At 66.2% G+C, this 22,624-nt stretch carries 20 protein-coding genes; 11 read left to right on the top strand and 9 right to left on the bottom strand.

Annotation, left to right across the window (positions count from 1 at the left end; genetic code table 11):
* Positions 1-7: 7 nt before the first annotated feature.
* Complete coding sequence (locus ACSQ3Q_RS22685; protein WP_436136565.1) at positions 8-232, bottom strand: hypothetical protein; 225 nt, start codon at positions 230-232, stop codon at positions 8-10.
* A 352-nt stretch (positions 233-584) separates the two neighbouring features.
* On the opposite strand from ACSQ3Q_RS22685, the gene ACSQ3Q_RS22680 reads away from it, so the two are divergent.
* From ACSQ3Q_RS22680 to ACSQ3Q_RS22665, 4 genes are all read left to right on the top strand, one after another.
* Complete coding sequence (locus ACSQ3Q_RS22680; protein ID WP_436136564.1) at positions 585-1,736, top strand: zinc-dependent alcohol dehydrogenase; 1,152 nt, start codon at positions 585-587, stop codon at positions 1,734-1,736.
* Between the two features lie 26 nt (positions 1,737-1,762).
* Complete coding sequence (locus ACSQ3Q_RS22675; protein ID WP_436136563.1) at positions 1,763-2,320, top strand: hypothetical protein; 558 nt, start codon at positions 1,763-1,765, stop codon at positions 2,318-2,320.
* A 263-nt stretch (positions 2,321-2,583) separates the two neighbouring features.
* Positions 2,584-3,879, top strand: a complete 1,296-nt coding sequence (locus tag ACSQ3Q_RS22670) for a THUMP domain-containing class I SAM-dependent RNA methyltransferase (RefSeq protein ID WP_436136562.1) — start codon at positions 2,584-2,586, stop codon at positions 3,877-3,879.
* The gene (locus ACSQ3Q_RS22665; protein ID WP_436136561.1) at positions 3,869-4,369 is read left to right on the top strand and encodes a putative toxin-antitoxin system toxin component, PIN family; all 501 of its coding nucleotides are present in this window, start codon (positions 3,869-3,871) and stop codon (positions 4,367-4,369) included. Before ACSQ3Q_RS22670 ends, ACSQ3Q_RS22665 begins: the two co-directional genes overlap by 11 nt.
* A 27-nt stretch (positions 4,370-4,396) precedes the next feature.
* On the opposite strand, the gene ACSQ3Q_RS22660 is transcribed toward ACSQ3Q_RS22665, so the two are convergent.
* From ACSQ3Q_RS22660 to ACSQ3Q_RS22650, 3 genes are all read right to left on the bottom strand, one after another.
* Positions 4,397-6,151 (bottom strand): ABC transporter ATP-binding protein/permease, encoded by a 1,755-nt coding sequence (locus ACSQ3Q_RS22660; protein ID WP_436137059.1) that lies wholly within the window; start codon positions 6,149-6,151, stop codon positions 4,397-4,399.
* A 365-nt stretch (positions 6,152-6,516) separates the two neighbouring features.
* Positions 6,517-7,338 (bottom strand): hypothetical protein, encoded by an 822-nt coding sequence (locus ACSQ3Q_RS22655; RefSeq protein WP_436136560.1) that lies wholly within the window; start codon positions 7,336-7,338, stop codon positions 6,517-6,519.
* Entirely contained in the window at positions 7,335-9,077 is a 1,743-nt protein-coding gene (locus ACSQ3Q_RS22650; RefSeq protein WP_436136559.1) for an FMN-binding glutamate synthase family protein, read from the bottom strand. Before ACSQ3Q_RS22650 ends, ACSQ3Q_RS22655 begins: the two co-directional genes overlap by 4 nt.
* Before the next feature lie 152 nt (positions 9,078-9,229).
* Between ACSQ3Q_RS22650 and ACSQ3Q_RS22645 the strand changes: the two genes are divergently transcribed.
* Together ACSQ3Q_RS22645 and ACSQ3Q_RS22640 are read left to right on the top strand one after the other, a co-directional pair.
* Entirely contained in the window at positions 9,230-10,075 is an 846-nt protein-coding gene (locus ACSQ3Q_RS22645; RefSeq protein WP_436136558.1) for a UPF0149 family protein, read from the top strand.
* A gap of 126 nt (positions 10,076-10,201) precedes the next feature.
* Positions 10,202-11,677 (top strand): SulP family inorganic anion transporter, encoded by a 1,476-nt coding sequence (locus tag ACSQ3Q_RS22640; protein WP_436137058.1) that lies wholly within the window; start codon positions 10,202-10,204, stop codon positions 11,675-11,677.
* Between the two features lie 53 nt (positions 11,678-11,730).
* On the opposite strand, the gene ACSQ3Q_RS22635 is transcribed toward ACSQ3Q_RS22640, so the two are convergent.
* The 4 genes from ACSQ3Q_RS22635 to ACSQ3Q_RS22620 all read right to left on the bottom strand — a co-directional run bounded on the left by ACSQ3Q_RS22635 (position 11,731) and on the right by ACSQ3Q_RS22620 (position 16,775).
* Complete coding sequence (locus ACSQ3Q_RS22635; RefSeq protein ID WP_436136557.1) at positions 11,731-13,605, bottom strand: patatin-like phospholipase family protein; 1,875 nt, start codon at positions 13,603-13,605, stop codon at positions 11,731-11,733.
* Positions 13,606-13,871: 266 nt separating this feature from the next.
* On the bottom strand, positions 13,872-14,399 hold the full coding sequence (locus ACSQ3Q_RS22630) for a CinA family protein (RefSeq protein ID WP_436136556.1): 528 nt from the start codon (positions 14,397-14,399) through the stop codon (positions 13,872-13,874).
* Positions 14,396-14,926: a phosphatidylglycerophosphatase A family protein gene (locus ACSQ3Q_RS22625; RefSeq protein WP_436136555.1), complete on the bottom strand. Its 531-nt coding sequence runs from the start codon at positions 14,924-14,926 to the stop codon at positions 14,396-14,398. The genes ACSQ3Q_RS22630 and ACSQ3Q_RS22625 overlap by 4 nt, the downstream gene beginning before the upstream one ends.
* Positions 14,927-15,083: 157 nt before the next feature.
* Positions 15,084-16,775: a DUF4139 domain-containing protein gene (locus ACSQ3Q_RS22620; protein WP_436136554.1), complete on the bottom strand. Its 1,692-nt coding sequence runs from the start codon at positions 16,773-16,775 to the stop codon at positions 15,084-15,086.
* 266 nt (positions 16,776-17,041) lie between these two features.
* On the opposite strand from ACSQ3Q_RS22620, the gene ACSQ3Q_RS22615 reads away from it, so the two are divergent.
* From ACSQ3Q_RS22615 to ACSQ3Q_RS22595, 5 genes are all read left to right on the top strand, one after another.
* Positions 17,042-17,755: a hypothetical protein gene (locus ACSQ3Q_RS22615; protein WP_436136553.1), complete on the top strand. Its 714-nt coding sequence runs from the start codon at positions 17,042-17,044 to the stop codon at positions 17,753-17,755.
* A gap of 13 nt (positions 17,756-17,768) precedes the next feature.
* Positions 17,769-18,239 carry a hypothetical protein gene (locus tag ACSQ3Q_RS22610; RefSeq protein ID WP_436136552.1) on the top strand — a complete coding sequence of 157 codons (471 nt, stop codon included), beginning with the start codon at positions 17,769-17,771 and terminating at the stop codon, positions 18,237-18,239.
* Between the two features lie 236 nt (positions 18,240-18,475).
* Positions 18,476-18,766 (top strand): hypothetical protein, encoded by a 291-nt coding sequence (locus ACSQ3Q_RS22605; protein ID WP_436136551.1) that lies wholly within the window; start codon positions 18,476-18,478, stop codon positions 18,764-18,766.
* Positions 18,767-20,068: 1,302 nt separating this feature from the next.
* A complete protein-coding gene (locus ACSQ3Q_RS22600; RefSeq protein WP_436136550.1) occupies positions 20,069-20,899 on the top strand; it encodes a hypothetical protein in 831 nt (276 codons plus the stop codon).
* Between the two features lie 134 nt (positions 20,900-21,033).
* Positions 21,034-21,408 (top strand): immunoglobulin domain-containing protein, encoded by a 375-nt coding sequence (locus ACSQ3Q_RS22595; RefSeq protein WP_436136549.1) that lies wholly within the window; start codon positions 21,034-21,036, stop codon positions 21,406-21,408.
* 191 nt (positions 21,409-21,599) lie between these two features.
* On the opposite strand, the gene ACSQ3Q_RS22590 is transcribed toward ACSQ3Q_RS22595, so the two are convergent.
* Complete coding sequence (locus ACSQ3Q_RS22590; RefSeq protein ID WP_436136548.1) at positions 21,600-22,493, bottom strand: LysR family transcriptional regulator; 894 nt, start codon at positions 22,491-22,493, stop codon at positions 21,600-21,602.
* Positions 22,494-22,624 lie beyond the last annotated feature (131 nt).

Here is a 22,624-nt window from a genome sequence, read left to right as displayed (position 1 = left end):
CGCCTGTTCAGTCGGCCTGGGTGCTGGTGCCCGGGCTCGTCTTCTGGTCCACCACCTTGGTGGTGACCACCGACACCGGGTCGCTGGCAGGAAAACTCTCTTCCACCGCGCTGTCCAGCGCAGACTCGCTCACGTGCTGCACTTCCACGGTCTGCGGTGGGGATTCCGCGGTGTCTTTGCTGGGTTTGGGGTGCACCGCGGCGGTGGGGAAGGGCCAGGGGGTCTGGTTCATGGGAGGCTCCTTGCAGGGCAGAACAACAGGGTTCGATTCACCGTAGCGCGCGGCGTGGAGCGGGGCTGTAGGACGGTGGCACCAGCGCGAGGAGCCCGTCAACAGGGCCACGGGCCGCTGCGACGCCCAACGGGCGGCGCGCCGGCCCTCCGCAGTCAGACCACCGCGTTCGTCGGTGCGGCGGGGCCGCTCGTCGCCGCAAAAACGCGGCGTGGCAGCAGGCGACACCGCATCCCGCGCCGCGTCGCAGCCCGTTGGGCAGTCCTCCCCTCGCCGCCAGATCCTCGGGGACTTTTCCTACACAGCGTGTTTTTCCACGGTACAGAAGATGGAACGCATTGAAAGGACTGCCATGCTTGCAATGAACTACCGCGGCCCGTACCGCGTGCGTGTTTCCCAGAAAGCCGAGCCCGAGATCGAGCACCCCAACGATGCCATCGTGCGCGTGACGAGATCATGCATCTGCGGCTCGGACCTGCACCTGTACCACGGCCTGGTGCCCGACACCCGCGTGGGCACCACGTTCGGGCACGAGTTCACCGGCGTGGTCGAGGCGGTGGGGCCGTCGGTGCAGAACCTCAAACCGGGGGACCACGTGCTGGTCCCGTTCAACATCTTCTGCGGCACCTGCTACTTCTGCCAGAAGGAGCTGTACAGCAACTGCCACAACACCAACCCCGAGGCCACGGCGGTGGGCGGCATCTATGGCTATTCGCACACCACTGGCGGCTACGACGGCGGGCAGGCCGAGTACGTGCGCGTGCCCATGGCGGACGTCGGGCCCACGGTGATCCCATCGGACATTGACCTGGACGACGCGGTGCTGCTGACCGATGCGCTGCCCACCGGCTACCAGGCGGCCGAGATGGGCGACATCGAAGAGGGCGACACGGTGGTGGTGTTCGGCGCCGGCCCGGTCGGCATCTTTGCGGCCAAAAGCGCCTGGCTGCTCGGCGCGGGCCGCGTGATCGTGGTCGACCATGTGGAGTACCGGCTCGACTTTGTGCGCCAGTATGCGCAGTGCGAGACGGTGGATTTCAAGAGCGTGCGCGATATGGCGGTGCACCTCAAGAAGATGACCGACGGCCTTGGGCCCGACGTGTGCATCGACGCCGTGGGCTGCGAGGCCGCGGGCTCCGCGGTGCAGACGCTCACCGGCGTGCGCATGAAGCTGCAGGGCGGGGCGGCCACCGTGCTGCACTGGTGCATCAACTCTGTGCGCAAGGGCGGCAAGGTCTCCATCGTGGGCGTGTACGGCCCCACCTTCAACGCCGTGCCGATTGGCAATGCAGTCAACAAGGGCCTCACGCTGCGCATGAACCAGGCCAGCGTCAAGCGCCACCTGCCGCGCCTGATCGAGCACATCCAGGCCGGGCGCATCCGCCCGCGCGACATCATCACGCACCGCTTTGCCCTCGAAGACATCGCTGACGCGTACCACATCTTCTCGAGCAAGCTCGACGAATGCATCAAGCCGGTGATCGTGCCGCGCACCGCGCAGTGACCCCCGAGATCCCAAGGAGCAGCTCCATGCACACCCACATCGAAAACACTCCCCCGGGCCCGCGCGCGCAGGCCGACCGCTCGGCCATCGTGGGCTGGGGCGCGGACCTGGACCACGCCCTGCGGCCCGCCTACCCGATGGAGCGCACGCCGCCGCGGCTGCCCAACGTGCACTGGGACCAGCCCTCGGCGCAGCCGGTGAATGTGGAGGTACTGGTGTCCACCGAGCGCCCCGGCATCACGCCCGTGTTTGGCACCACACTGCCGCCGCGTGGCCTCAGCGGGTCTCTGCGCCGGCTCGCGTTCAAGGCCAGCGAGAACGACGTGCGGCGGTGGCTGCTGCTGATGCTGGCAGACCGCATCGACGTGGTGGAGGGCCTGCTGCAGGACCTGGCCCAGGGACACCTTCCCAATGTGCTCGGCGAGATGGGGATCGCTGCTGAATGGCGCTACAACCGCCGCGCCCTGGTCGGAAAGCTGTTGCTGCTGGCCACCTTGGCCACGGCGGCGGCGCTTATCGCCAAGACCTTCCGCCACGACGCGGCTGCACCGCGCTTGCGCTACCGGGGGGCTCGGCCGCGTTAGCACCGCTGTGGGAGGCGGTTTTTCATGCCAATTGGCCTCCAGCGCTTATCTGATAAGCGTTATTAGCTATATAAATCATAGCAATAGGCCCGCTGGGCTCAATCGCCGACGGGCGCAGCCAGTCGGCTGTGGCCCGCCTGAAGCGACCCGTGGGCGGCGCGTGGTCCCGCATCCCTGCACGGCGCCACAGCCATCAGGCTGCAGCACGCCGAGTGTGGTGGGCGGTAGGGCGGGCCACCGCAGGGCTTATCCTCTGCCCTGTTATGAACCAGATCCAACTTTTCCTTCCCTGCGCCGCGGGCGTTGAGGGCTTCCTGGCCGACGAGGTGCACGCCATCACGGGCCTTACGGGGCAAGACCTGCTGGTCGGCCGCGGCGGCGTGCTGCTGCGGGCCTCCTGGCGCGATGCGCTGCTCTTGAACCTGCACAGCCGCCTGGCCCAGCGCGTGCTGGTGCAACTGGCGCACCGGCCCTACCGCACTGAAAACGACCTGTACGCCGCCGCGAGCGAGGTGGCGTGGGAGATCTGGTTCACCACGCGCCAGACCTTCAAGGTGGAAGTGACGGCGCAGCACAGCCCGCTGCAGAGCCTGAATTTCGCGGGGCTCAAGGTCAAGGACGCCGTGGCCGACCGCTTTCGCAACAAGAGCGGCGTGCGGCCCGACGTCAACACCCAGTGGCCCGACGTACGCATCCACCTGCACCTGACCACGGAAGACGCCACGATCTACATCGACACCTCGGGCGAGCCGCTGTTCAAGCGCGGCTGGCGCGAGGACAAGGGCGACGCCCCGCTCAAGGAAACCCTGGCCGCCGCCATGATTGCCGCCAGCGGCTGGGACCCGCTGGGCGACAACCTGCAGCCGCTGTACGACCCCTGCTGCGGCAGCGGCACGATCGCCATCGAGGCCGCGCAGATCGCCTGCCGCATCCCCGCCGGCATGCTGCGCCGCTTTGCGTTTGAAAAGCTGCTGCCGTTTCAGGCCCATGTCTGGTCTGCTATCAAATCAGAAGCGGATAGCGCAATACAGGAAAGCGCTGTGCCCATCTTTGGCAGTGATGTCGCCTTCCGGATGGTCGACTTTGCCCTGCGCAACGCCGAGCGCGCGGGCGTGGCCGAGGCTGTGCAGCTGCGCGGCGGCGATGCGCTGCAGCGCATGCCGCCCTCCGAGCAGCCCGGCGTGATGCTGCTGAACCCACCGTACGGCGAGCGCATCGCCGCCGCCGGTGCCGCCGGCCGCAACGCCGGCGAACGCGCGGCCGACCGCGCCCAGGGCATGGCGGTCGGCCGCGAAGAAGCGCAGACCGAAGATGGCGGCGAATTCTTCAGCCAGCTGGCCACGCACTGGAAGAAGAACTACAGCGGCTGGACGGCCTGGATGCTCACGCCGGACCTCAAGCTGCCCGGCAAGATGCGCCTCAAGGAATCGCGCCGCGTGCCGATGTGGAACGGCCCGATTGAGTGCCGCATGTTCCGCTTCGACATGATCAAAGGCGCCGTGCGCGAGCGCCCGCCCAAGGCTGCTCCAGACGCCGCCGACCCGCAAAATGCAGGTTGAACTGCGCCTGCCCGCCGAGGCCCCGGCGGGCGAGCCTGCACGCCCCGTGGTGGTGGACACCAACGTCGCGCTCGACCTGCTGATCTTCGGCGACCCGCGCACCGCCCCGCTGCGCACGCTGCTGGCGCAAGGCCGCTTGGCCTGGATTGCCACCCAGGTCATGCGCGACGAACTGGAGCGCGTGCTGGCCTACCCGCACATCGTGGAGCGCATGAACTACTACCGCGTGGACGCCGCTCAGGTGCTGGCGGCCTTCGATGGCCACGCGCGCCTGGTCAACATCGCGCCGCGCGTGGCCTATGTCTGCAAGGACGCCGACGACCAGAAGTTCATCGACCTGGCGGCGGCGCACCGCGCGATTTTGCTCAGCAAGGACAAGGCGGTGATCTGCATGCGCAAGCGGCTGCTGGGGCTGGGTGCGGATGTGGCGACGGCGCTGGCGTGGCAGGTGGCAGACGAACCTGCCGCTGCCGCCGAAGTCCCGGCCTGAGGCTTTCGGCGCGCAGGGCAGTGGGGCTCACTGGTCGAAGCTGAACTCGCTCGCCGCGTGCAGTTCCCACGCGCCATCACCCTTCAATTGCAGCACCTGCGTATGGTGCTGCAGCACCGCTGGCCGGTGGGCGATGCTTACCAGCGCCATGCCGGTGGCGCGCAGGCGCTGGTAGAGCGCGGCTTCGTTGGCGCTGTCCAGGGCGCTGGTGGCTTCGTCCAGGATCACGATGCGCGGCGTGCGGGCGAGCACGCGGGCAAAGGCGAGCCGCTGCTGCTCGCCGGTGGACAGCAGCTTTTCCCAGTCGTGCGACGCATCCAGGCCACCCACGCGCTCCGCCAGCGTGCCGAGTTGCACCTCGTCCAGCAGGGCCAGCAGTTCGTCGTCTGACAGCTCGGTGGTGTGGCTCGGATAGATGATCTGGCTGCGCAGGGTGTCGGGCTGCAGGTATGGCCGCTGGGGCAAGAAGAACATGTCTTCCAGGGGCGGGTGTTGCACGGTGCCCTGGCCGGTGCGCCACAGCCCCGCCATCGCGCGCAGCAGCGAGCTTTTGCCGCAGCCGCTCGGGCCGGTGATCAGCAGCGCGTCGCCCGCCGCGAGGGTGAGCGAAAGGTCTTGCACCAGCAGGCGGCCGAACTGCGGCGTGTGCAGCGTGAGGCCTTCGATCGCGAGCGTGTCGCCCTCGCGGGTGGCGATCTGGGGCAGTGGTGTGGCGTCCCCTGCATCCACGACGGGCATGGCCTTGCCGGTGGCTGGCACCGCTGAAGGTTTGGGCGGCCCGACATGCTCGGCCCACGGCGTGGGCGCGGCGGGTGTCTTGAGCGCCACCTGCGACAGGGCATGCAGCCGGTCAATGCCGGCCACAAAGCGGCTCAAACTCTCGAAGTTGTCGACGATCAGCGAGACCGCGGCCAGCACCGCCGCAAAGGCGCCGGCCGCCTGGATCGCGCGGCCCACTTCCAGATCGCCATTCAGCACCTCGTTGGCCAGGATGATGGCCGGCAACACCAGGGTGAGCTGGCTGAACGCGCGCTGGTACAGGTTGAGCGAGCGCTGTTTTTTGATGAGCCGTGCAAAGTTGGCAAACGCTGCCTCGAACCGGCGGTTGAGCTGGGCGCGCTCTTGCGGCTCGCCGCGGTAGAACGCAATCGACTCGGCGTTTTCGCGCAGGCGCATCAGGCCGAAGCGGAAGTCCGCCTCGCGCCGGATCTGCCAGAAGTTCAGGCGGATGAGCGGAGCGCCAAAAAAGTACAGCGCGCCAAAGGTGCCGAGCAGCGCATACACCGCCAGGAAGGCGACCAGCTGGTGCGAGATGGACCACAGCACGGCGCTGAAAGCCACCAGCTGCATGAGCGAGCCCAGGAAGATGAGCAAAAAGTGCGTGGAGCGCCCGGTGAAGGTGTTGATGTCTTCGCTGATGCGCTGGTCGGGGTTGTCGATGTCGCTGCCGTTGCCGATCTCGTAGTATTTGCGTTCACCGAGGTACCCATCCAGAAAGCGGTGCGTGAGCCAGCGGCGCCAGTGGTTGGAAAACGCATCGCGCATGTAGTAGTAGAAGGCGTACACCGGTACGGCAACCGCCACCACCAGCAGGCTGGCGCGCACGGCGCCCCAGAAGCGGTCCACCTGCTTGGCGGCCAGTGCCGAGGTCAGCTCGCCAGTCTTGTCAATCAGCATCACGGCCAGCTGGGTCTCGAGCACCATCAGGCCGATCAGCAGTGCGAGCAGGCCCCACGCGGTGCGCTTCTTGTCGCCCAGCCAATAGGGGCGGGCCACGCTCATGAACTGCTTCCAGGCAGACCAGGAGAGGGTGGGGGGCCGGCGGCGGCGGGGCTTGGATGCGGGCTGGGGCGCCGCGGCGGCGGCAGCGGTCGGATCGGGCAAGGCGGCAGCGGAAGCGGGATGTGGCATGTGCAGGAGGTCGATGAAAAGTGGTGCGGTGCACCTGCCTGCACGATAGGTCCAAAGACCCCAACGGCGTGTCAGCCAACGCCTACCCGACAGTTCGGAGGCTTGCGCGACCTGCACGAATTGCGCGATGGCGCGCCCATGGAGCGGACAAGCCATTGGCCTTGTTCTCGAACACCACAGGCCCACACCGAGGGCGGCCCCTCAGCCCGTTCCGCCCACGTGGTGCTAAGCCCCGTTCAGGCCTTCAGCAGGTCGTATGCGGCACGCACGCGTTGCAGGTCGCGGCCCAGGCGGCGGCTGGTGGGCAGGTGGCGCATCCAGCGCATGCGGCGCAGGCTGCTTGCCAGTTCGGCCTGCAGCCCGGAGGTGCTCTGCGCGACCCAAGCACCCCAGCGCTGCCGCGCCTCCGCAAGGGTCTGGCTCTGGTGCAGGTAGATGGCGGTGGAGTGCGCGTAGCACAGCGCGTCGCGCGCGTGGCATACGGCCAGCGGCAGCACGGCGGCCGGGTCGTCCTCAAAGTCGATGCAGGCCACCTCGCCGTCGGGGCAGCGCACGAGGTTGCGCGCAAAAGCCTGGCTCAGGCAGGTTCCCTGGCGGTGCACGTGGGCCAGGGTGTCCAGGCCCTGCTGCCACAGCGCCAACACTTCTGTGGCGTCGCCCGCCTGCACCGCATGATCGATCTCGTTGCCCAGCGAATGGGTCTCCTCACCCATGCGGCCCAGGTGGCGCATTGCAAAGCCATCGGGTTGCGCCGCCACCACCGCGGGCACGCGGATGCCGCGTGCGGCCAGGTCCTGCAGGCGCCGCACTTCGGTGGCGATGGCTGCGGGGCCGCCGGGGTTGGGCACAGGGCGCAGCACGTCAAGCCGCAGCAGGCCGGCCAGCAAGGCCATGGCGCGGTAGCGGCCCGTGCCGTGGGGCGTGCCCGCGCGCTTGATCCAGATCTGTTCGTGGCCCAGCACGTGGGCCATCACGTTGTGTGGCTGGGTGGCCAGATGCTGCGCCAGACAGGCTTCGTAGACGTTGCGGGAGGCGGTCCCCGCGGCCTCCGCCGTCATACGGCAGCATCCCCGGCCACCACGGCCGCGGTGCCGGCTGCGGCCGCATGGACCATTTCCACATGGTGCGGCACCGAAGGTTCCAGTGCAGGCTCGCCGGCCTGGAAGCTGTGGGCATTGGCCAGCGGCCAGTACAGGCGGAACACGTTGTGCTGCGCCTCCAGCGTGCCCAGCAGCGCGCCGGGCTGCACCCGCGTGATGAGGTTGGACAGCAGCCGCACCTCGGTGTCGCTGATGCGCCGCACGATGTGGTGCGCAGTGATGTCCTTGGGGTGGGTGAGGCCCGCGGCCTGCACCAGCTCTTGCAGCGCATGCAGCGTGCTGTGATGGAACTGCGCGACGCGCGTGGCCTTGTCGGGCACCACCAAAGCTTGCTGGCGCACGGGGTCTTGTGTGGTCACGCCCGTGGGGCAGTGGCCGGTGTGGCAGGTCTGGGCCTGGATGCAGCCCAGCGCCATCATGAAGCCGCGGCCCGCGTTGCACCAGTCGGCCCCCAGGGCCATCATGCGCGCGATGTCGAACGCGCTGATGACCTTGCCGGCGCAGCCAATGCGCACGCGCTCGCGCAGGTTGACGCCCACCAACGTGTTGTGCACCAGGAGCAAACCTTCTTGCAGCGGCGCGCCCACGTGGTCGGTGAACTCCACGGGCGCTGCGCCCGTGCCACCCTCGGCGCCGTCGACCACGATGAAGTCGGGCGTGATGCCCGTCACCAGCATCGCCTTGACGATGGCAAACCATTCCCACGGATGGCCCAGACAGAACTTGAAGCCCGTGGGCTTGCCGCCCGACAGTGTGCGCAACCGCGCGATGAACTGCATCATCTCCACCGGGTTGCGAAACGCACTGTGGCTGGCGGGCGAGATGCACGACTCGCCCTCCACCACCCCACGCGCCGCAGCGATCTCGGCCGTGACCTTGGCGCCCGGCAGCACGCCGCCGTGGCCCGGCTTGGCGCCCTGGCTGAGCTTGAGCTCGATCATCTTGACCTGCGGGTCGGTGGCGCTGGCGGCAAAACGCTCTTCGCTGAACGTGCCATCGGTATTGCGGCAGCCAAAGTAACCCGAGCCGATCTCCCAGATCAAATCGCCGCCATGCACACGGTGGTGCTGGCTGATGCTGCCTTCGCCCGTATCGTGTGCAAACCCGCCTTTGCGCGCGCCCTGGTTCAACGCGAGGATGGCGTTGGCCGACAGCGCACCAAAGCTCATGGCCGAGATGTTGAACACGCTGGCGTGGTAGGGCTGGGTGCAGGGCGCCACCGATGGCGAAGGCGCATCGGGGCTGCCGCCGATCCACACGCGAAAGTCGTGCGACGGCAACTGTGTGGGCGCAAGCGAATGGTTCACCCATTCGTAGCCGTGCGCGCCCACATCCAGGTGTGTGCCAAACGGGCGGTTGTCCGGGTCGCCCTTGGCGCGCTGGTACACCAGCGAGCGTTGTGCGCGCGAGAACGGCGCGGCTTCGCTGTCGCTCTCGATGAAATACTGGCGCACCTCGGGCCGCACATATTCGAGCATGAAGCGGATGTGCCCGATGACCGGGTAATTGCGCAAGATGGCGTGGCGCGTTTGCTGCAGGTCGTAAACACCCACCGCCACCAGGGCCGCAAAGACCAGCACCAGCGGCAGCCCCACACCAAACGCCACCAGCGCAAACAGGGACAGCAGCAGGCCAAAAACGCACAGCGCAAAGGCCGTATAGCGCACCGGGTACAGGGAGTTGAGCTGGTGGATCATGGGGTCCTGATTGTGCGCAGTGCAAGAAGCGGGAAACGGGGGAGGGCTACACTGGCCGCCTTTTCGCAGGCCCCCCATCGCGCCGGAAGCCTGCGCGCCATCATAGAAGTAAAACTTTGTTGTTCGCCCCGCGCGACAGACCGGAGCCCGCCATGACCGACAGCACCCCCTCCCATATCGCCCCCGACACCGCTCCCACCACCGCCCTCGGGCTCGGCCCCGACGAGCTGGAAGAGATCGACAACATCCTCGACGACCTGCGCTCGCGTGGCGAGGAAATTCCGCAGTGGGAGTTCTGCGACGGCTTCCTGACCGCCGTGATCTGCAGCCGCCGGCCCATCCCGCCCGCTGAATACCTGCCCATGCTGCTGGGCGACGGCGCCGAACTGGACGTGGCCGCGGGCGACCCGCTGCCGCTGCTGCCCGCGTTTGCCGACGCCGCCCAGCAGGCGCGATTCATGGAGCTGTGGGAGCGGCGCTGGAACGAGGTCGAGATCCAGCTGGACGCCAAAGTCGAGTCGCTGGACGACGACCGCACCTTCCAGCCCGAAGCCATGGACATGCGCGGCGCGGTCGCCAGCCTCACCGACGAGCAACGCGCCGAGATGGGCGATGACCAGGAGGTCCCGTCCTTCGGCCAGGTGTGGGCCCTGGGATTCATGTTTGCGGTGGAGAACTGGCCCGAAGACTGGGCCGCCCCGCGCGACAAGGAAGCGGCCCAGTGGCTCGACGAGGTTTTGACCAGCATCGTCGCGCTGACGGAAGACGACACCGGCAAGCCCGAAGTCTGCATCTACAGCGAGGACGGCCCGCCCAGCACGAGCCAAGCGCGTGTGGATGCCTTCGGGGAAGCCATCTGGGCGGTGTACGACCTGCGCCAGCTGTGGAAGAGCATGGGCCCGCGCGTGGAGACCCTCCGCAAGGCCCCCGAGCCCGGCCGCAACGACCCTTGCCACTGCGGCAGCGGCAAGAAGTACAAGAAGTGCCACGGGGCGTGACCGACATTTGCTATTAATTCATAGCTATCAGCGCTTTATGAATAAGCGCTAGGGCCCCATTGGATCCAAAAATACCTCGCTGCGCGCCTTCGGGCGCGCTTTGCATTGCACCGTATGAACCCTTCCATGCTGACCCGCCTGCGCGCCGAATGGGCGCCCAGCATTCCGCGCGAGCTGCTGGCGGGCGCCGTCGCCACGTTTGCACTCATCCCCGAGGTCATCGCGTTCTCTTTCGTGGCGGGGGTCGATCCGTCGGTAGGGCTGTTCGCCTCGTTCGTCATCAGCCTAGTCATCGCCTTCGTGGGCGGGCGGCCGGCCATGGTGTCGGCCGCCGCGGGCTCGGTGGCGCTGGTGGCGGCGCCGTTGGTGCAGTCGCACGGGCTGGGCTATTTGCTGGCGGCGGGCTTGCTGGCGGGGCTGGTGCAATTGGTGTTCGGCCTGCTCAAGCTCGGCGTGCTGATGCGGTTTGTGTCGAGCTCGGTGCGCACCGGCTTCGTCAACGCGCTGGCGGTGCTGATCTTTGCCGCGCAGCTGCCGCACCTGCAGGGTCAGGGCGTGGCCACCTGGGCCATGCTGGCGCTGGGCCTGGCCATCATCTATGGCCTGCCGTGGCTGGGTGGCGTGCTGCGGCTGCCGGCGCTCAGCGCCATTCCGTCGCCGCTCATTTGCGTGGTGGCGCTGACCCTGCTGGCGCAAAGCCTGGGCGTGCACCTGCCCACGGTGGCGGACCTGGGCAAGCTGCCGGACTCGCTGCCCGTGTTCGGCTGGCCCGGCGTGCCGCTGTCGCTCGATACGCTGCGCACCATCCTGCTGCCCGCCCTCGCCATTGCCATGGTGGGCCTGCTCGAATCGGTGCTGACGGCCGCCGTGGTCGATGAGATGACCGACACCCCGAGCGACAAGAACCGCGAGTGCGCGGGCCTGGGTGTGGCCAACATCGCGGCCAGCCTGTTTGGCGGCATCGCGGGCTGCGGAATGATCGGCCAGGCCGTGGGCAACGTGAAGTACGGCGGGCGCGGCCGGCTGTCCACGCTGTTCGCGGGCGTGTTTTTGCTCATCCTCATGGTGGCGCTGAAAGACTGGGTCTCCAGGGTGCCGGTGATCGCGCTCGTGGCCATCATGGTGATGGTGTCGGCCTCCACGTTCGACTGGAAGTCGCTGTCCGCCCTGGTGCGCCACCCACGCCTGTCCAGCGCGGTGATGCTGGCCACGGTGGTGGTCACCATCGCCACGCACAACCTGGCGGCGGGCGTGGCCGTGGGCGTGCTGCTCAGCGGCGTGTTCTTCGCGTTCAAGGTGTCGCGCATGTTGGCGGTGCAGGTGCACGACGATGACGCCACCGGCGTGCGCACCTGGCGCGTGACGGGCCAGGTGTTTTTTGCGTCTGCCGACGCGTTCATCGAGGCGTTCGACGTGCTGGGCGCGGAGGGCCGCGCCGTGGTCATCGACGTCACGCACGCGCACTTCTGGGACATCACCGCCGTGGCCGCGCTCGACAAGGTGGCGGAGCGCCTGCGCCACCACGGCTGCGCGGTGCAGGTGCTGGGGCTCAATGAAGCCAGCGGCGTGCTGATCGACCGGATGGGCGCCGAGAAGGCCTGAGCACGTTCACTGCGGCAGTGTTTACGCAGGCGCTGCCCCCCGGTGCCCCCGCGTCACACCGCCTGCAGCCCGCCAATGCGCCGCCGCCGCACTTCGTCCAGCCGGTCCAGCACCTGCGTGCCGTGGGTGTAGCCCTGCTGCACGATCTGCTCAAAGCGGTTCCACTGCAGCATGCCCACACGGTCCAGCGGCGGGTTGAAGTACAGGTCGGTCAGCTGCTGCGACTGGCGCTGGCGCGACATGCTGTACAGGATGGTGACCTGCATCAGGTAGCTGGCCAGCGACGGCAGCTTGTAGCGCCGCTGGGCTTTTGGCCGCAGCTTGTCGCGCAGCAGCGCCCAGCTGGTGGGTACATCGTCCAGCTCAATGCGACGGGGCTTGCGGAAATTCAGGTCCACGCCAATGACCGTGCCCACGCCGCGCATGCCGCGCATCACATCCACCGGAAAATTGTTGAACGTGCCGCCGTCGCACAGCAGGTCGCCCTCGTGCACCACGGGCGGCAGCGCGCCAGGGATGGAGATGCTGGCCAGCAGTGACTTGGCGAGGCTGCCGCGCCGCACAACGTGCTCGCTGGCTTTGGAATAGTTGGTGGCCACGCAGTAGTAGTTCTTCCACAGGTCCTCGACCTGTGCCGGGAAGCCCACCAGCTGGCCCACGGCCTCGTGCAGGATGTGGCGCAGGCGCCGGCCCTTGATGAGCGACATCAGTGGCAGCAGGTTGAAGTCGCCCGTGGGGTTGGTGCGAAAGGCCCGGCGCGCGTTGGCCATCACGGCGTCAAGCGGCTGGTCGGACGCGACGTATGCCGCCATCACCGACCCGATGCTGGTGCCACCCACGCAGTCGATCTCAACGCCCTCTTCCTGCAGCGCACGGTACACGCCCAGGTGCGCAAAGCCGCGGGCGCCGCCGCCGGCCAGCACCAGGCCCACGGCGGTGCGGCTCTGGATGCGCGCCAGGCGCGCCATGTCGCGGTCGAGTGTGGGGCGGATGTGCAGGTGGTCGGCCACGGGGCGGCGGTCGAGCCAGCGCTGGGTGTGGCGCGGGCACTGCGTGTTGGCCGGATGCAGCAGCACCAGGATTTCGGCGGCCTCGGCCAGCGGCGCGCGGCGCAGCAGGCATTCCGTCTCGATGGGGTGGATGGCGGGCTCGGCCTGCGCGTCGGCGATCAGCAGCAATTCGTCGCAGTGGCGGCTCACGCGGCGCGTCCAGGGTGTGGGCTCGGGGTCGGCCACCAGCAGCACGAAGTCGTGGCGCGCCTCGATCTCGTCGAGCAGCATGGCGATGCGCCGGTTGGCGGTGGCGTCGGCGCCTTCGCGCTGTGCGATGCCGGGCTCGTGCAGCTCGGCGTCCACGGTGGCCGAGTCCACCACGCGCACGCGGCCGATGAGGGCCAGCTGCCGCGCCATGCTCTGGCCGAAGTCCTGAAGTTGGACGCCGCCGCTCACGGGCAGAAGGCCCATGGCCACCGGGCGTTCGAGCGCCGCAACGTTCGTCGTGCCCGACTGCAGCCGCTGGATGATCTGGCGCGTGAGCGCAATCGACACCTGCGCGCTGCTGGCCAGCAGGGTCTTGAAGACGTCCTTGGTCAGGCGCACGAGCACCGAGTCGCGCACGGCGACCACGGTGGCCGCGCGCGGCGCATCGGTGAAGAGGCTGATCTCGCCGATCACCTGGCCGCGGCCCATGTCGGCCACGCGCCGCTGGGCACCGTCATCGCTGCGCACATAGGCACGCAGGCGGCCACTTACGGTGAGGTACATCGATTCGCCAGGCTCACCCTGGCTCATCAGCGTGCTGCCGCCCGGCACCTCGACCCACTCCAGGTGCGCACGCAGCATCTCCAGCGCGTCCGGTTCGATGCCGTGCAGAAAATTGCGCAGGTGTTCGGTCAGCAGTTGGTTCTGGGATGCGGTGAAGGAGGGCATGGGCAGCGATGAATCACGGGACCGGGACAGGGCGCTGCAACGCGGGGCCGCCTTGTAAAAAAGGGCGGGCACGCTGTTTGGAGCGCCAAAGCGGCGGATTCTAGGAACGCTGGGCGTGTTTTAGTAAGCACGCTGCGCACGGTGCGCGGCGATGTGTGAACGATTGCACGGCGTGCCGGGTCAATGGGCCGGGCCGGCCTGCGCGGGGCGGCAGGGTGGGGGAAGAGAGAACAAGAAAGCGACGCAGCGGGCAACCCGCGCACGCATCAGACCAGCAGCCAGCCCAGCAGCCGCTGCAGCGAGTAGCGCACCGTGGCCGCGCGGATGGTGGCGCGGTCGCCGCTGAAGTGCTGCATCTCAGCGTGGGTTTCGCCGTTAACACACCACGCGAACCACACGGTGCCCACAGGCTTTTCGTCGCTGCCGCCCGCGGGGCCGGCCACGCCTGTGACGGCCAGGCTGACATGCGCTTGGGATCGCAGCAGCGCGCCGTCGGCCATGGCGCGGGCCACGGCCTCGCTCACGGCGCCGTGCTGCTCGATGAGTACGGGGGGCACGCCCAGCATCTTGTCCTTGGCCGCGTTGGAATACGTGACGTAGCCGCACTCGAACCACTGGCTGGAGCCCGCCAGGTCGGTGCAGGCCGCAGAGATCATGCCGCCCGTGCAGCTCTCCGCGGTGGCCAGCCGGTGGCCGCGCTGCAGCAAACGCAGCGAAATTTGGGTCAAATTGGCCTCTAGCGCTGGTGTATCAAGCGCTAATAGCTCATCTTTTGATAGCGAAGTGACGGTCATACGAACCTCCACAGTGCAATGGCCAGCAAGGTGCAGAAGGCTGCCACAAAGTCGTCCCACAAGATACCCCAGCCACCGCGCCAGCCAAAGCCTTTGAACAGGCCATCTGCCCAGCCCACGGGGCCGGGCTTGGCCGCGTCGAAGAAGCGGAACAGTGCAAACGCGATGAACTGCCCCCACCAGCCCATGGGCATGGCCAGCCACAGCACCAGCCAGAATGCCACCACCTCATCCCACACGATGCTGCCCGGGTCGGCCACGCCCATGTTGCGGGCGGTGAGGGTGCAGGCCCACCAGCCGACCAGCGTGCTGACCACGATCAATAAGCCAATGGCCGCGGCCGACAGCCAGTGCTGCAGCACCAGGTAGGCGAGCCACGCCCACAGCGTGCCCACGGTGCCCGGCGCTATGCGCGACAGCCCCGCACCAAACCCCAATGCAATGAAGTGGGCCGGATGCGAAAACATGAACGCCACGGTGGGGCGCTGAGGGGCTGATGGGGAGGGCGAAGGAGGGATGGGGGTCATATCGGAGGCTGGCAGCACGTTGTGTCACACACAGCATTTGAAACGGGCGCGCACACGACCAGTGCACCCGTGGAACTGGCTTTGCCAGGCCACCGGGTGCGTCCCCCTCCCGCGCAGCGAGAGAGGGGCGAAGGCGCGACGCGCCTCAGGCGGTGCTTCATTTCTGCTCTTGCAGCTGGATGTCTTTGGGGTAGCGGATCGTGTGCTCTGCGCTGAACTGCGCGGTGGCGCCGGCCGCCAGGCTCTGCTGCCAGGCCACGGTGCCGGGCGTGCGGTCCCATGCCAGGTCGGCGGGCTGGGGCTGGTAGCGCGACTCGACCTCGATCTTCTCGTTGCGCGAGACGGGCGCTGCGTGCAGCACCTGCAACGTGATGCCGGTCTTGTGGCGGTTGTCCACGCTGTAGGCGCGGCGTGTTTTGCGCTCGGTGCGCGCGCCGGTAAAGCCCGTGCTGCCGGTCAGGTCCTGCACAGCCTCGGCCCGCACCGTGACCAATTCATCGCGCCCGAACGACAGGCTGGTGCTGCCGGCCGGTGCGCCCGCGCTGGCCGCGGCGAAGTCGATGCGCCCGGTGCCGACAAACGCGCCGTCGCGGTACAGGCCCACGGAACCTGCGGGCCACACGCCGCTTGGCTGTGCGATGTGGGCCACCAGGTAGGCGACCTCTTCCACGGCCGGTGCGGTGCGCGTGACCAGCGTGGCCGGGGCCGTGTGGTTGCCCAATGCCAGCGTCACACGCTGACCGCTCGACGGCACGGTGATGCGCTGCGGCACAGCAAACTCGGTGGCAAAGCCTTTGTCGATGGAACTCACGTCAAAGGTCGGCATCGCTTCTTCGGCCGACTTGGCGCGCGCCATGGGCGACGGCGCCGGTGGCGCTGCTGCCACCATTGCCATGGCCGGGGCCACGGTGCCCATGGGCTGCGGTGGCGGCGCCACATCCAGCGTCCAGGCGCGCGGCAGGCGGCCCTGTGTGGCGCGGCCGGGTTGGCCGGTCGACAGCGTGAGCTGCACGCCCGCCCAGTCCTCGCCGCTGTTTTGCGCCACCAGCGCCTGGCGCTCCAGCAGCACGGTGGACTTGGCGCCATCCAGGGTGGCGCGGTAGGTGGGCTGCCAGCCCGGGCCGCGCACCTGGTAGGACAGGCGCAGTTCGGCGTCGCGCTCTGCCGCCAGGTTGATGCTCACGGTGACCACGCGCGCACGCTGGCTGGCCACGCGGTCGCGCTCGGTTACCAGCGGCTTGAGCGTGAGCTCCAGCGCCTCTTGCTTGCGCTTGAGCTGGTGCGCACGGGCAAAGGCGTCCTGCCCCGACTTGCGCAGCACATCGGCCGTCGCGGTGATCTGTGGCGGTGTGGGGCTCGCCACCCGGCCGTGCGTGGCAGAGTCGTCGCCCGCCGCGCCGCGGCTGCCGACACCGGCCACGCCGCGCAGGTAGCCGTCCACCAGTTGCAGGGCGGATGCCTCGGCCTTCACGCCGGCGATGTGGTCCTCCAGCTCGCGGATGCGGCCGTCCAGCGGGCTCGCGCAGGCCGTGGCCACATCGCGGTCTTCGGTGAGCACATTGAACTCGCCCACGCGCACTGCAGGGTCGGCGCTGATCTGCAGGCTTTGCGCATCGAGCGACGCAGGCAGGCAGCCGATGACCAGGCTGCGCGCTCCGGCCGGAACCCGCGCAACGCGCTCCACGGTGGCGCTGCCGGGGTAGACGGTGACACGGGCGATGCGTGAGGTGTCGCTGGCAGCGGGGCGTGGGGCGTCCTGCGCCTGGGCCCCTGTCGCGCTGACAAGGCAGGTCAGAAACAATGCGCGGTGGACAAGAGCGCGTGCGCGCAAGGCGGTGGGGCTGTGCATCGCAGGGTCCTCAGGACAGGGCAGATAGGGAGCCGGATGCTAGCAGGCCGGTTGATCAGGTTGCCGAGAGGCGGCGGGGACCGATGGTGGTGGTGCTGCTGGCGCGCTCATGCCATCTCAGCCACTTCTTGTAACGATTTTGGGGGAGTGCCCTAGGGGCATGTTCCCCCACTCGGTTTAAAACCCTCGGGGGCTCGCTTGTATGCGCACGCCCTTTGAGGCACGGGCACCGCAGCAGCCGCGCCGCACATCTATCCATCCAAAACATGAGGGGGGGCCACCGAGTGCAGGACAACGACAAGACCGCCTTTGATTCCGCAATCCGGGCGCTGGAGTTCGAGATCGCCAACGCCGGTACGCACCTCACCATCGACGCGACTGCGCGCCAAGCGTATTCGATGCAGATTCAGGCGATGGCCAATGAGCTGCGGGGGCAGGTGAGCAGTGGGCGCATGACCTGGGCGCAAGCCGCCCAGCAAGCGCAAGAAGCCCGCAACGCCATCATGGAAGTCATCCGTGGCCGCAGCACGCCCGTGGGCCGCGCGATGGCCGAGCGGCTCAAACGCGAAGGCAAGACGCTCAACGAACTGATCGCGCGCAAGACGCAGCAGCTGCACGGCCCGAGTGCGGATTTCGGCCGACTCTCCACCGCCCAGCAAAACACGGTGTATGCCGAGATCGTGAAATCGGCCGGGACGTCGAACCCCCGAGTGACTGCCACCATGCGCAATCTTTCGCGGGCAGGGCGCGGCTTGCTGGTGTTGTCGATTGCCATTTCGGTGTATTCGATCGCCAAGGCAGAAGACAAGGCCGGCGCCGCGCGCCGTGAGGTTGCCGTCACGGGTGCCGGCATTGGCGGCGGCATCGTTGGTGGTGCCGTAGCCGGACTGGCCTGCGGCCCTGGAGCTCCCGTGTGCGTCACCGTAGGGGCTTTTGTTGGCGGGGCGCTGGCGGCCTTCGGCGTGGACTACTTCTGGTAAGGGCGTGGTGTCCATGCATCTGCTCACACCCCAAGAGCTGTCGGTCGAGCGCCTGGCTGGCCGCCCCGACGACGAACCTGCAAGCTGTCACATCCTGCGCAATGGGCAAGCTACGGGCCGCCATGTGGAAGGTGCGGTGTTGGAGGCGGCGGCCCAGTGGCAAAGCTTTACCCTGCTGCTGACCACCGACGACGTCCCGTCCGAAGAGTTCTTGCACATCCACCTGCTCGACCCCGACCTGCAGTGCATCGACTCCGCGACGCTCGGTGCCATGTACTCCACCGGTTCGTTTTCGTTGCTGCCATCGTCCGAGCCGGACACGCTCCGCTTTCGTTTCATCGGCGATACCGATTGGAGCGTGCAGGTGCTGCCGCAGCCCGGCTTTCGCGTTCCGCTGTGGTCCGAGCCTACGGGGGTGAGCCGACCGGTGGGTTTCTCAAGGCACTTCGTCGTGCGTGGGAATCCTCAGCCACGGGAGCGATAGCGCTCTTTTCTGGTCTGGTTTGTAAGCCTGCAAGCTGGCAGCCCTTCATGGGCGGATCTCGAAATGACAGAGGGTGTAGGCGTGTTGTGGCGGTTGGTGCCATGACCGCATCCGGCCAGAAGCAGCAGTGCGACCCCTTCCCTCTTTCCATAGGTCAAACAAATGACAGTCGCGGATTTCCTTGTCGATAGCATCCTTGATGATGGACTTGTTGTAGGGAAAACGGCTACATCGATGTGCCCCTCGACACGTTGTTCACCGAACTTGTATTGGCCCGGGTAGATGGAACTCCACCAGACTTCGTTTCGGTCGAGCTAGGAGCAGTTGCGAGCGTGCGTCTAACGGTGCGCGAAGTCGAAAACAAGTTCTTCCGCAAGCCGCTTGTGGTGATACCGCGGGGTCACACGGCCGGACTGAGATTGGATGGTGAGGGCATTGAACGCCTGCGCGAAGCTCTCCAAGCCAAACAGCCGCGCGAGTTCATTTCAATGCGTGCAACGTTGCTTGACGGCGGGGCGATGGTGTAGTTGAGCGTCGCAGGGGTGACTGCTTTTGAGAAACACGTACGGCCGCTATGGGCCCAAAGGCGACACTAGGCTCCTTGTCCCCAAGCAGCCATTTATAGCGACCCCGCTTGCCCCAGTCCGAAAGACGCTGTTGGGGATTCTGGGCTTTACCTTAGAAGCTATAGTTGTGGAGTGATACATGCCAGCTTTCGGCGAGTTTTTATACTCGGCCGTTTACTGCACCCCGTATAGAACTCAGGCCGCCGGCGGCCTTAGGAGGAGTCAGTGGCCTGCCCGTTCTAATTTTTACTGCGGGTTTCTAGGTCTGCATTCCGTTTGGAGGCTCTCAAGGCCTCTGCGCTCCATATCAGCATTCACCAACGTACCAATGCCACTCTCGAAGCCGACCACCGGCCCGCTAACTCGCGCGGCGGTCCTCGCTGCATTAGTTTTCGTTTCGATAGGTGCCGTCCTTGACCTTGTTATAGGGGGCAGCTTCGTTTTTTTCTACGGTGCTCAGTACACGCAAGCGGCCCTCGTGGCCTTTCTTTTACTCCTCCCTGCCTGTGCAGCTCTGTTACTCACCCGACCGAGCTACACCGCCGAATCGCAACGACGTTCTCCTACTCCTTGGGTGCGCTGGCTGTTCGTTCACCCTCTCATGATTGCCATCACTGCAGGAGCCATAGTTGTTGCGCCTCGTGGCTGGCTTGCAGCAGGCACCTGGGCGTTCGGCATGCCGCAAGCTCCTCTCGTCGCTAGAGTTATTTCGGTTGAACAGTTCAGCGTTCGGAAGGGGTGCAACCAGCGTACAACCCTAAGCCTCCTGTCCGTTAAGGCAACTGTCTGCCTCGCTGATCACTACGTCGGCCCCCCGCTCATGACGGATCAGGAAGTCCTCGTTTCCGGCAAAGCCACTTTCACTGGGTTTCTGATTGGCGACTTCACAGCCAATTGAGCATTTTCCGCCGGCCGCCTAACGGCTCCGTTAAGCGGATCCGCTCGCGCTTCTTCGTGCGTTGGGTACTAGCTCTCACTTGCCGCCCCCAGCGGCCTCTGGACGAATTCTGCCCCCCGTTGAAGGGCGCTAGCGGGCCCATAACTGACGCCGGCAATCGTTGCCATCTTAGCTGGCCATGGCTTGCCGTCCTTGGAACACTAACCGGTTGCCGGGCGAGGTGCGCAACGTCAATCGCGGCGCCACGTCGCATGTCGTCATACGGCCAGCTTGGACGATGGAAAGTTTCTCAATAGAGATGTATGCGAGTTTTGAACGGCTAGCGAAAGTCGTACATTCGTACTCGTCCATGTTTAAGGAGCACCATGTCATTAGTCAAGAACGTGCTGGCTGGCATTGTTGCCGGCTCGCTTTCTCTTCCGTCCATAGCGGTTCTTCCTGAGTCGGGTATGTGGGCAATCGGTGCAGAGCTCAACGGTAAACCCGGGCGGGGAATCCAAGTAGATAGCCAAGGTGGCAAAACCTTGATCCTCACCTACTTCGGCTATCGGCCAGATGGCACTGCCACTTTCATGCAAGCCAGCGGACAGCTTCAGGGCGGCAAAAGCTTCACTGGCGATCTCGTGGAATTCAAGAATGGACGCGCTTTGGCCGGGCCAGTTCGTGATGGGGAAACGGCAGGAGTCGTTGGTCCGATTTCCGTGACGTTTGAATCTGCAACGGATGGGGTCGTTTCACTACCTGGCGAGCAACCTCAAAAGCTAGTTCGCTTTCGGTTCGAAGATTTTCACCAGCGACTCGACCGAAGCTTTTCAGTCGTCACATTTGGTTCACTGGCAACGATAACGCCGGGCTACATGGCTATGAAGGCGACTGCCGACGCGCTGACGATTGAGCACGTGTTTACAAATCAAACAAACAAGGTTTGCACCTTTAGCGGTGACTTGGTCCAAGTTGGCACAGGGTTCAACTCGGCTGGAAAACGTGAGTGCAATTTTGAGTTCAGTGCGCCCCGATACCGCATTGAAAACCTACAGGTTGACGAGTTCGGTATGCTAAGTGGTCGAATCCACTATTTGAATTCCGAGGGGCTTCCTTTTGGCTCTCCTGACGACCTAGCAGGTGTCTGCCAGGGAGGAGGATCCGTCTTTATGCTGCCAGACCGGTGCTCCGCGAGGCAACTCGGGCTGGAGTAGGAGCAAAGCAGGGAAGTGTTGTACTGGACGATACTTCCCTGCAATTGCCTACTGACTAGCTCCGGCTTTTGAAGAGGCCTGAAGACGACAGGCCGACCGCTTCACATTTTTTGAGCAACCACGAGGACGCGTTCATGAGAAAAATCAACCGGAGGTGCCTGGGTACTGGGTTGCTCGTCGCGTTTTTGGTAAGCGCATGCGGCGGCGGAGACGATGAAAGCACTGCGGGCCCGGCACTTCCTGTCATCACCCTGCAGCCTTCCGATGTCTCCATAGTCGAGGGTGAGTCTGCACGGTTTACCGTCGCGGTAAACGAGACCGCCGGGGTGACTTTCCAATGGATGCGAAATAACACAGCTATCTATGGAGGCATTCAGGACACCATAGTCTGGACTGGGATGCCGGTGTCCTCTTCTGGCACTGTATTCACTGTCAGAGTCACCAATGCAGCGGGAAGCGTGCTCTCCCGCGAAGCGCGTCTCACGGTGACACCCCGTCAAGCCCAGTGAAGGTTAGGTTATCAGCCCGCGGTCGTGCTGAATCGTTGCTTACGCGGCCGGAATCGAGGCCACGCAGAATTCTGGGGGCAGAATTTTTATGAAGAAAGGGTGACTACGGACGACTGCTTCTGGCCGAACTCTGCCATCCGCAACTTTCTATCATCTCAAGCGTTTCTGCGACCTCAACGGGTCGAGACCACCTACTTGCGGACAAGCCCCGCAGGCACTTCCCGCGCCAAAAAGTCGTACACCGCACGAATCTTGTGGCTGGTGCGAATCTCGCGGTGCACGGTGAGCCAGATCGGCAGCTCGGGCAGCGGCAGCATGGGCAGCACGGCGACCACGTCGGGGTCGGTGGCGGCCACGTAGTGGGCGACAAAGCCGACGCCCAGGCCCGCGCGCACGGCCTCCCAGTAGGCCATGAGGTCGTCGGTGCGAAACGCGAAGTGCGCGCGCTCCACGGGGTAGCCCATGGTCGCAAAGCCTTGCAGGATGTCTTCGTGCCGGTCGTTGCCCACCAGTTCGTGTTGCAGCAGGTCGGGCGGCTGGCGGGGCGTGCCCCTCTTGCGCAGGTAATCGCGGTGGGCGTAGGCGCCCAGCGTCACCGCGCCGATGCGCTTGGCCACCAGGCTGGCCTGGTCGGGGCGGACCATGCGCAGGGCGATGTCGGCTTCGCGGCGCAGCAGGTTGGTCACCTCGTTGCTTGACACCAGCTCCACCTGCACCTCGGGCAGCGCCTGGCGCATGCGCGCAAGCACCGGCGGCAGCAGCACGCAGGCCACGGGCTGGCTGGCGGTGATGCGCACGGTGCCGCTCACGCCGCCTTCGGCGCCCGACACGCTGCGCGCCAGTTGGTGCGCGCCGGCCTCCATGGCGCGGGCCGATTCGGCCAGCTGCAGCGCGGTGGCGGTGGGCAGCAGCCCGCGGCCCGTGCGCTCGAACAGCACCACGCCCAGTTGCGCCTCCAGCTCGGCAATGTGGCGGCCGATGGTGGGCTGGCTCGCGCTCAGCACACGGGCCGCACCCAGCAGGCTGCCTTGGTCCAGCGCTGCCAGGAAGGACTGCACCAGGCTCCAGTCAAAGGTCTGTTTCATGCGGGTAGCGTGCTCCAGTTCTAGCGGGTCTTGCTATTCAAAAATGAATTGCTGGTATGAGAAGTTAGGCAATTGTGTAGTTGCAGCTGCGTTTCCACAATCACCCCATTCCCTCGCTTTGTGGAGCCTTT

This window comes from Acidovorax sp. LjRoot129, assembly GCF_964253765.1.
Lineage (GTDB): Bacteria > Pseudomonadota > Gammaproteobacteria > Burkholderiales > Burkholderiaceae_C > Acidovorax.
Note: the sequence above shows the minus strand (reverse complement) of the source record. Positions and strands in the feature narration are given on the sequence as shown.

Excerpts from the sequence above, each read along its gene's own strand:
- ACSQ3Q_RS22680 (WP_436136564.1), top strand. The coding sequence starts at position 585 with ATGCTTGCAATGAACTACCGCGGCCCGTACCGCGTGCGTGTTTCCCAG.
- ACSQ3Q_RS22685 (WP_436136565.1), bottom strand. The coding sequence starts at position 232 with ATGAACCAGACCCCCTGGCCCTTCCCCACCGCCGCGGTGCACCCCAAA.
- ACSQ3Q_RS22610 (WP_436136552.1), top strand. The coding sequence starts at position 17,769 with ATGCATCTGCTCACACCCCAAGAGCTGTCGGTCGAGCGCCTGGCTGGC.
- ACSQ3Q_RS22650 (WP_436136559.1), bottom strand. The coding sequence starts at position 9,077 with ATGATCCACCAGCTCAACTCCCTGTACCCGGTGCGCTATACGGCCTTT.
- ACSQ3Q_RS22625 (WP_436136555.1), bottom strand. The coding sequence starts at position 14,926 with ATGACCCCCATCCCTCCTTCGCCCTCCCCATCAGCCCCTCAGCGCCCC.
- ACSQ3Q_RS22615 (WP_436136553.1), top strand. The coding sequence starts at position 17,042 with ATGAGGGGGGGCCACCGAGTGCAGGACAACGACAAGACCGCCTTTGAT.
- ACSQ3Q_RS22670 (WP_436136562.1), top strand. The coding sequence starts at position 2,584 with ATGAACCAGATCCAACTTTTCCTTCCCTGCGCCGCGGGCGTTGAGGGC.
- ACSQ3Q_RS22640 (WP_436137058.1), top strand. The coding sequence starts at position 10,202 with ATGCTGACCCGCCTGCGCGCCGAATGGGCGCCCAGCATTCCGCGCGAG.
- ACSQ3Q_RS22635 (WP_436136557.1), bottom strand. The coding sequence starts at position 13,605 with ATGCCCTCCTTCACCGCATCCCAGAACCAACTGCTGACCGAACACCTG.
- ACSQ3Q_RS22630 (WP_436136556.1), bottom strand. The coding sequence starts at position 14,399 with ATGACCGTCACTTCGCTATCAAAAGATGAGCTATTAGCGCTTGATACA.
- ACSQ3Q_RS22595 (WP_436136549.1), top strand. The coding sequence starts at position 21,034 with ATGAGAAAAATCAACCGGAGGTGCCTGGGTACTGGGTTGCTCGTCGCG.
- ACSQ3Q_RS22675 (WP_436136563.1), top strand. The coding sequence starts at position 1,763 with ATGCACACCCACATCGAAAACACTCCCCCGGGCCCGCGCGCGCAGGCC.
- ACSQ3Q_RS22660 (WP_436137059.1), bottom strand. The coding sequence starts at position 6,151 with ATGAGCGTGGCCCGCCCCTATTGGCTGGGCGACAAGAAGCGCACCGCG.
- ACSQ3Q_RS22665 (WP_436136561.1), top strand. The coding sequence starts at position 3,869 with ATGCAGGTTGAACTGCGCCTGCCCGCCGAGGCCCCGGCGGGCGAGCCT.
- ACSQ3Q_RS22620 (WP_436136554.1), bottom strand. The coding sequence starts at position 16,775 with ATGCACAGCCCCACCGCCTTGCGCGCACGCGCTCTTGTCCACCGCGCA.
- ACSQ3Q_RS22655 (WP_436136560.1), bottom strand. The coding sequence starts at position 7,338 with ATGACGGCGGAGGCCGCGGGGACCGCCTCCCGCAACGTCTACGAAGCC.
- ACSQ3Q_RS22645 (WP_436136558.1), top strand. The coding sequence starts at position 9,230 with ATGACCGACAGCACCCCCTCCCATATCGCCCCCGACACCGCTCCCACC.
- ACSQ3Q_RS22590 (WP_436136548.1), bottom strand. The coding sequence starts at position 22,493 with ATGAAACAGACCTTTGACTGGAGCCTGGTGCAGTCCTTCCTGGCAGCG.
- ACSQ3Q_RS22600 (WP_436136550.1), top strand. The coding sequence starts at position 20,069 with ATGTCATTAGTCAAGAACGTGCTGGCTGGCATTGTTGCCGGCTCGCTT.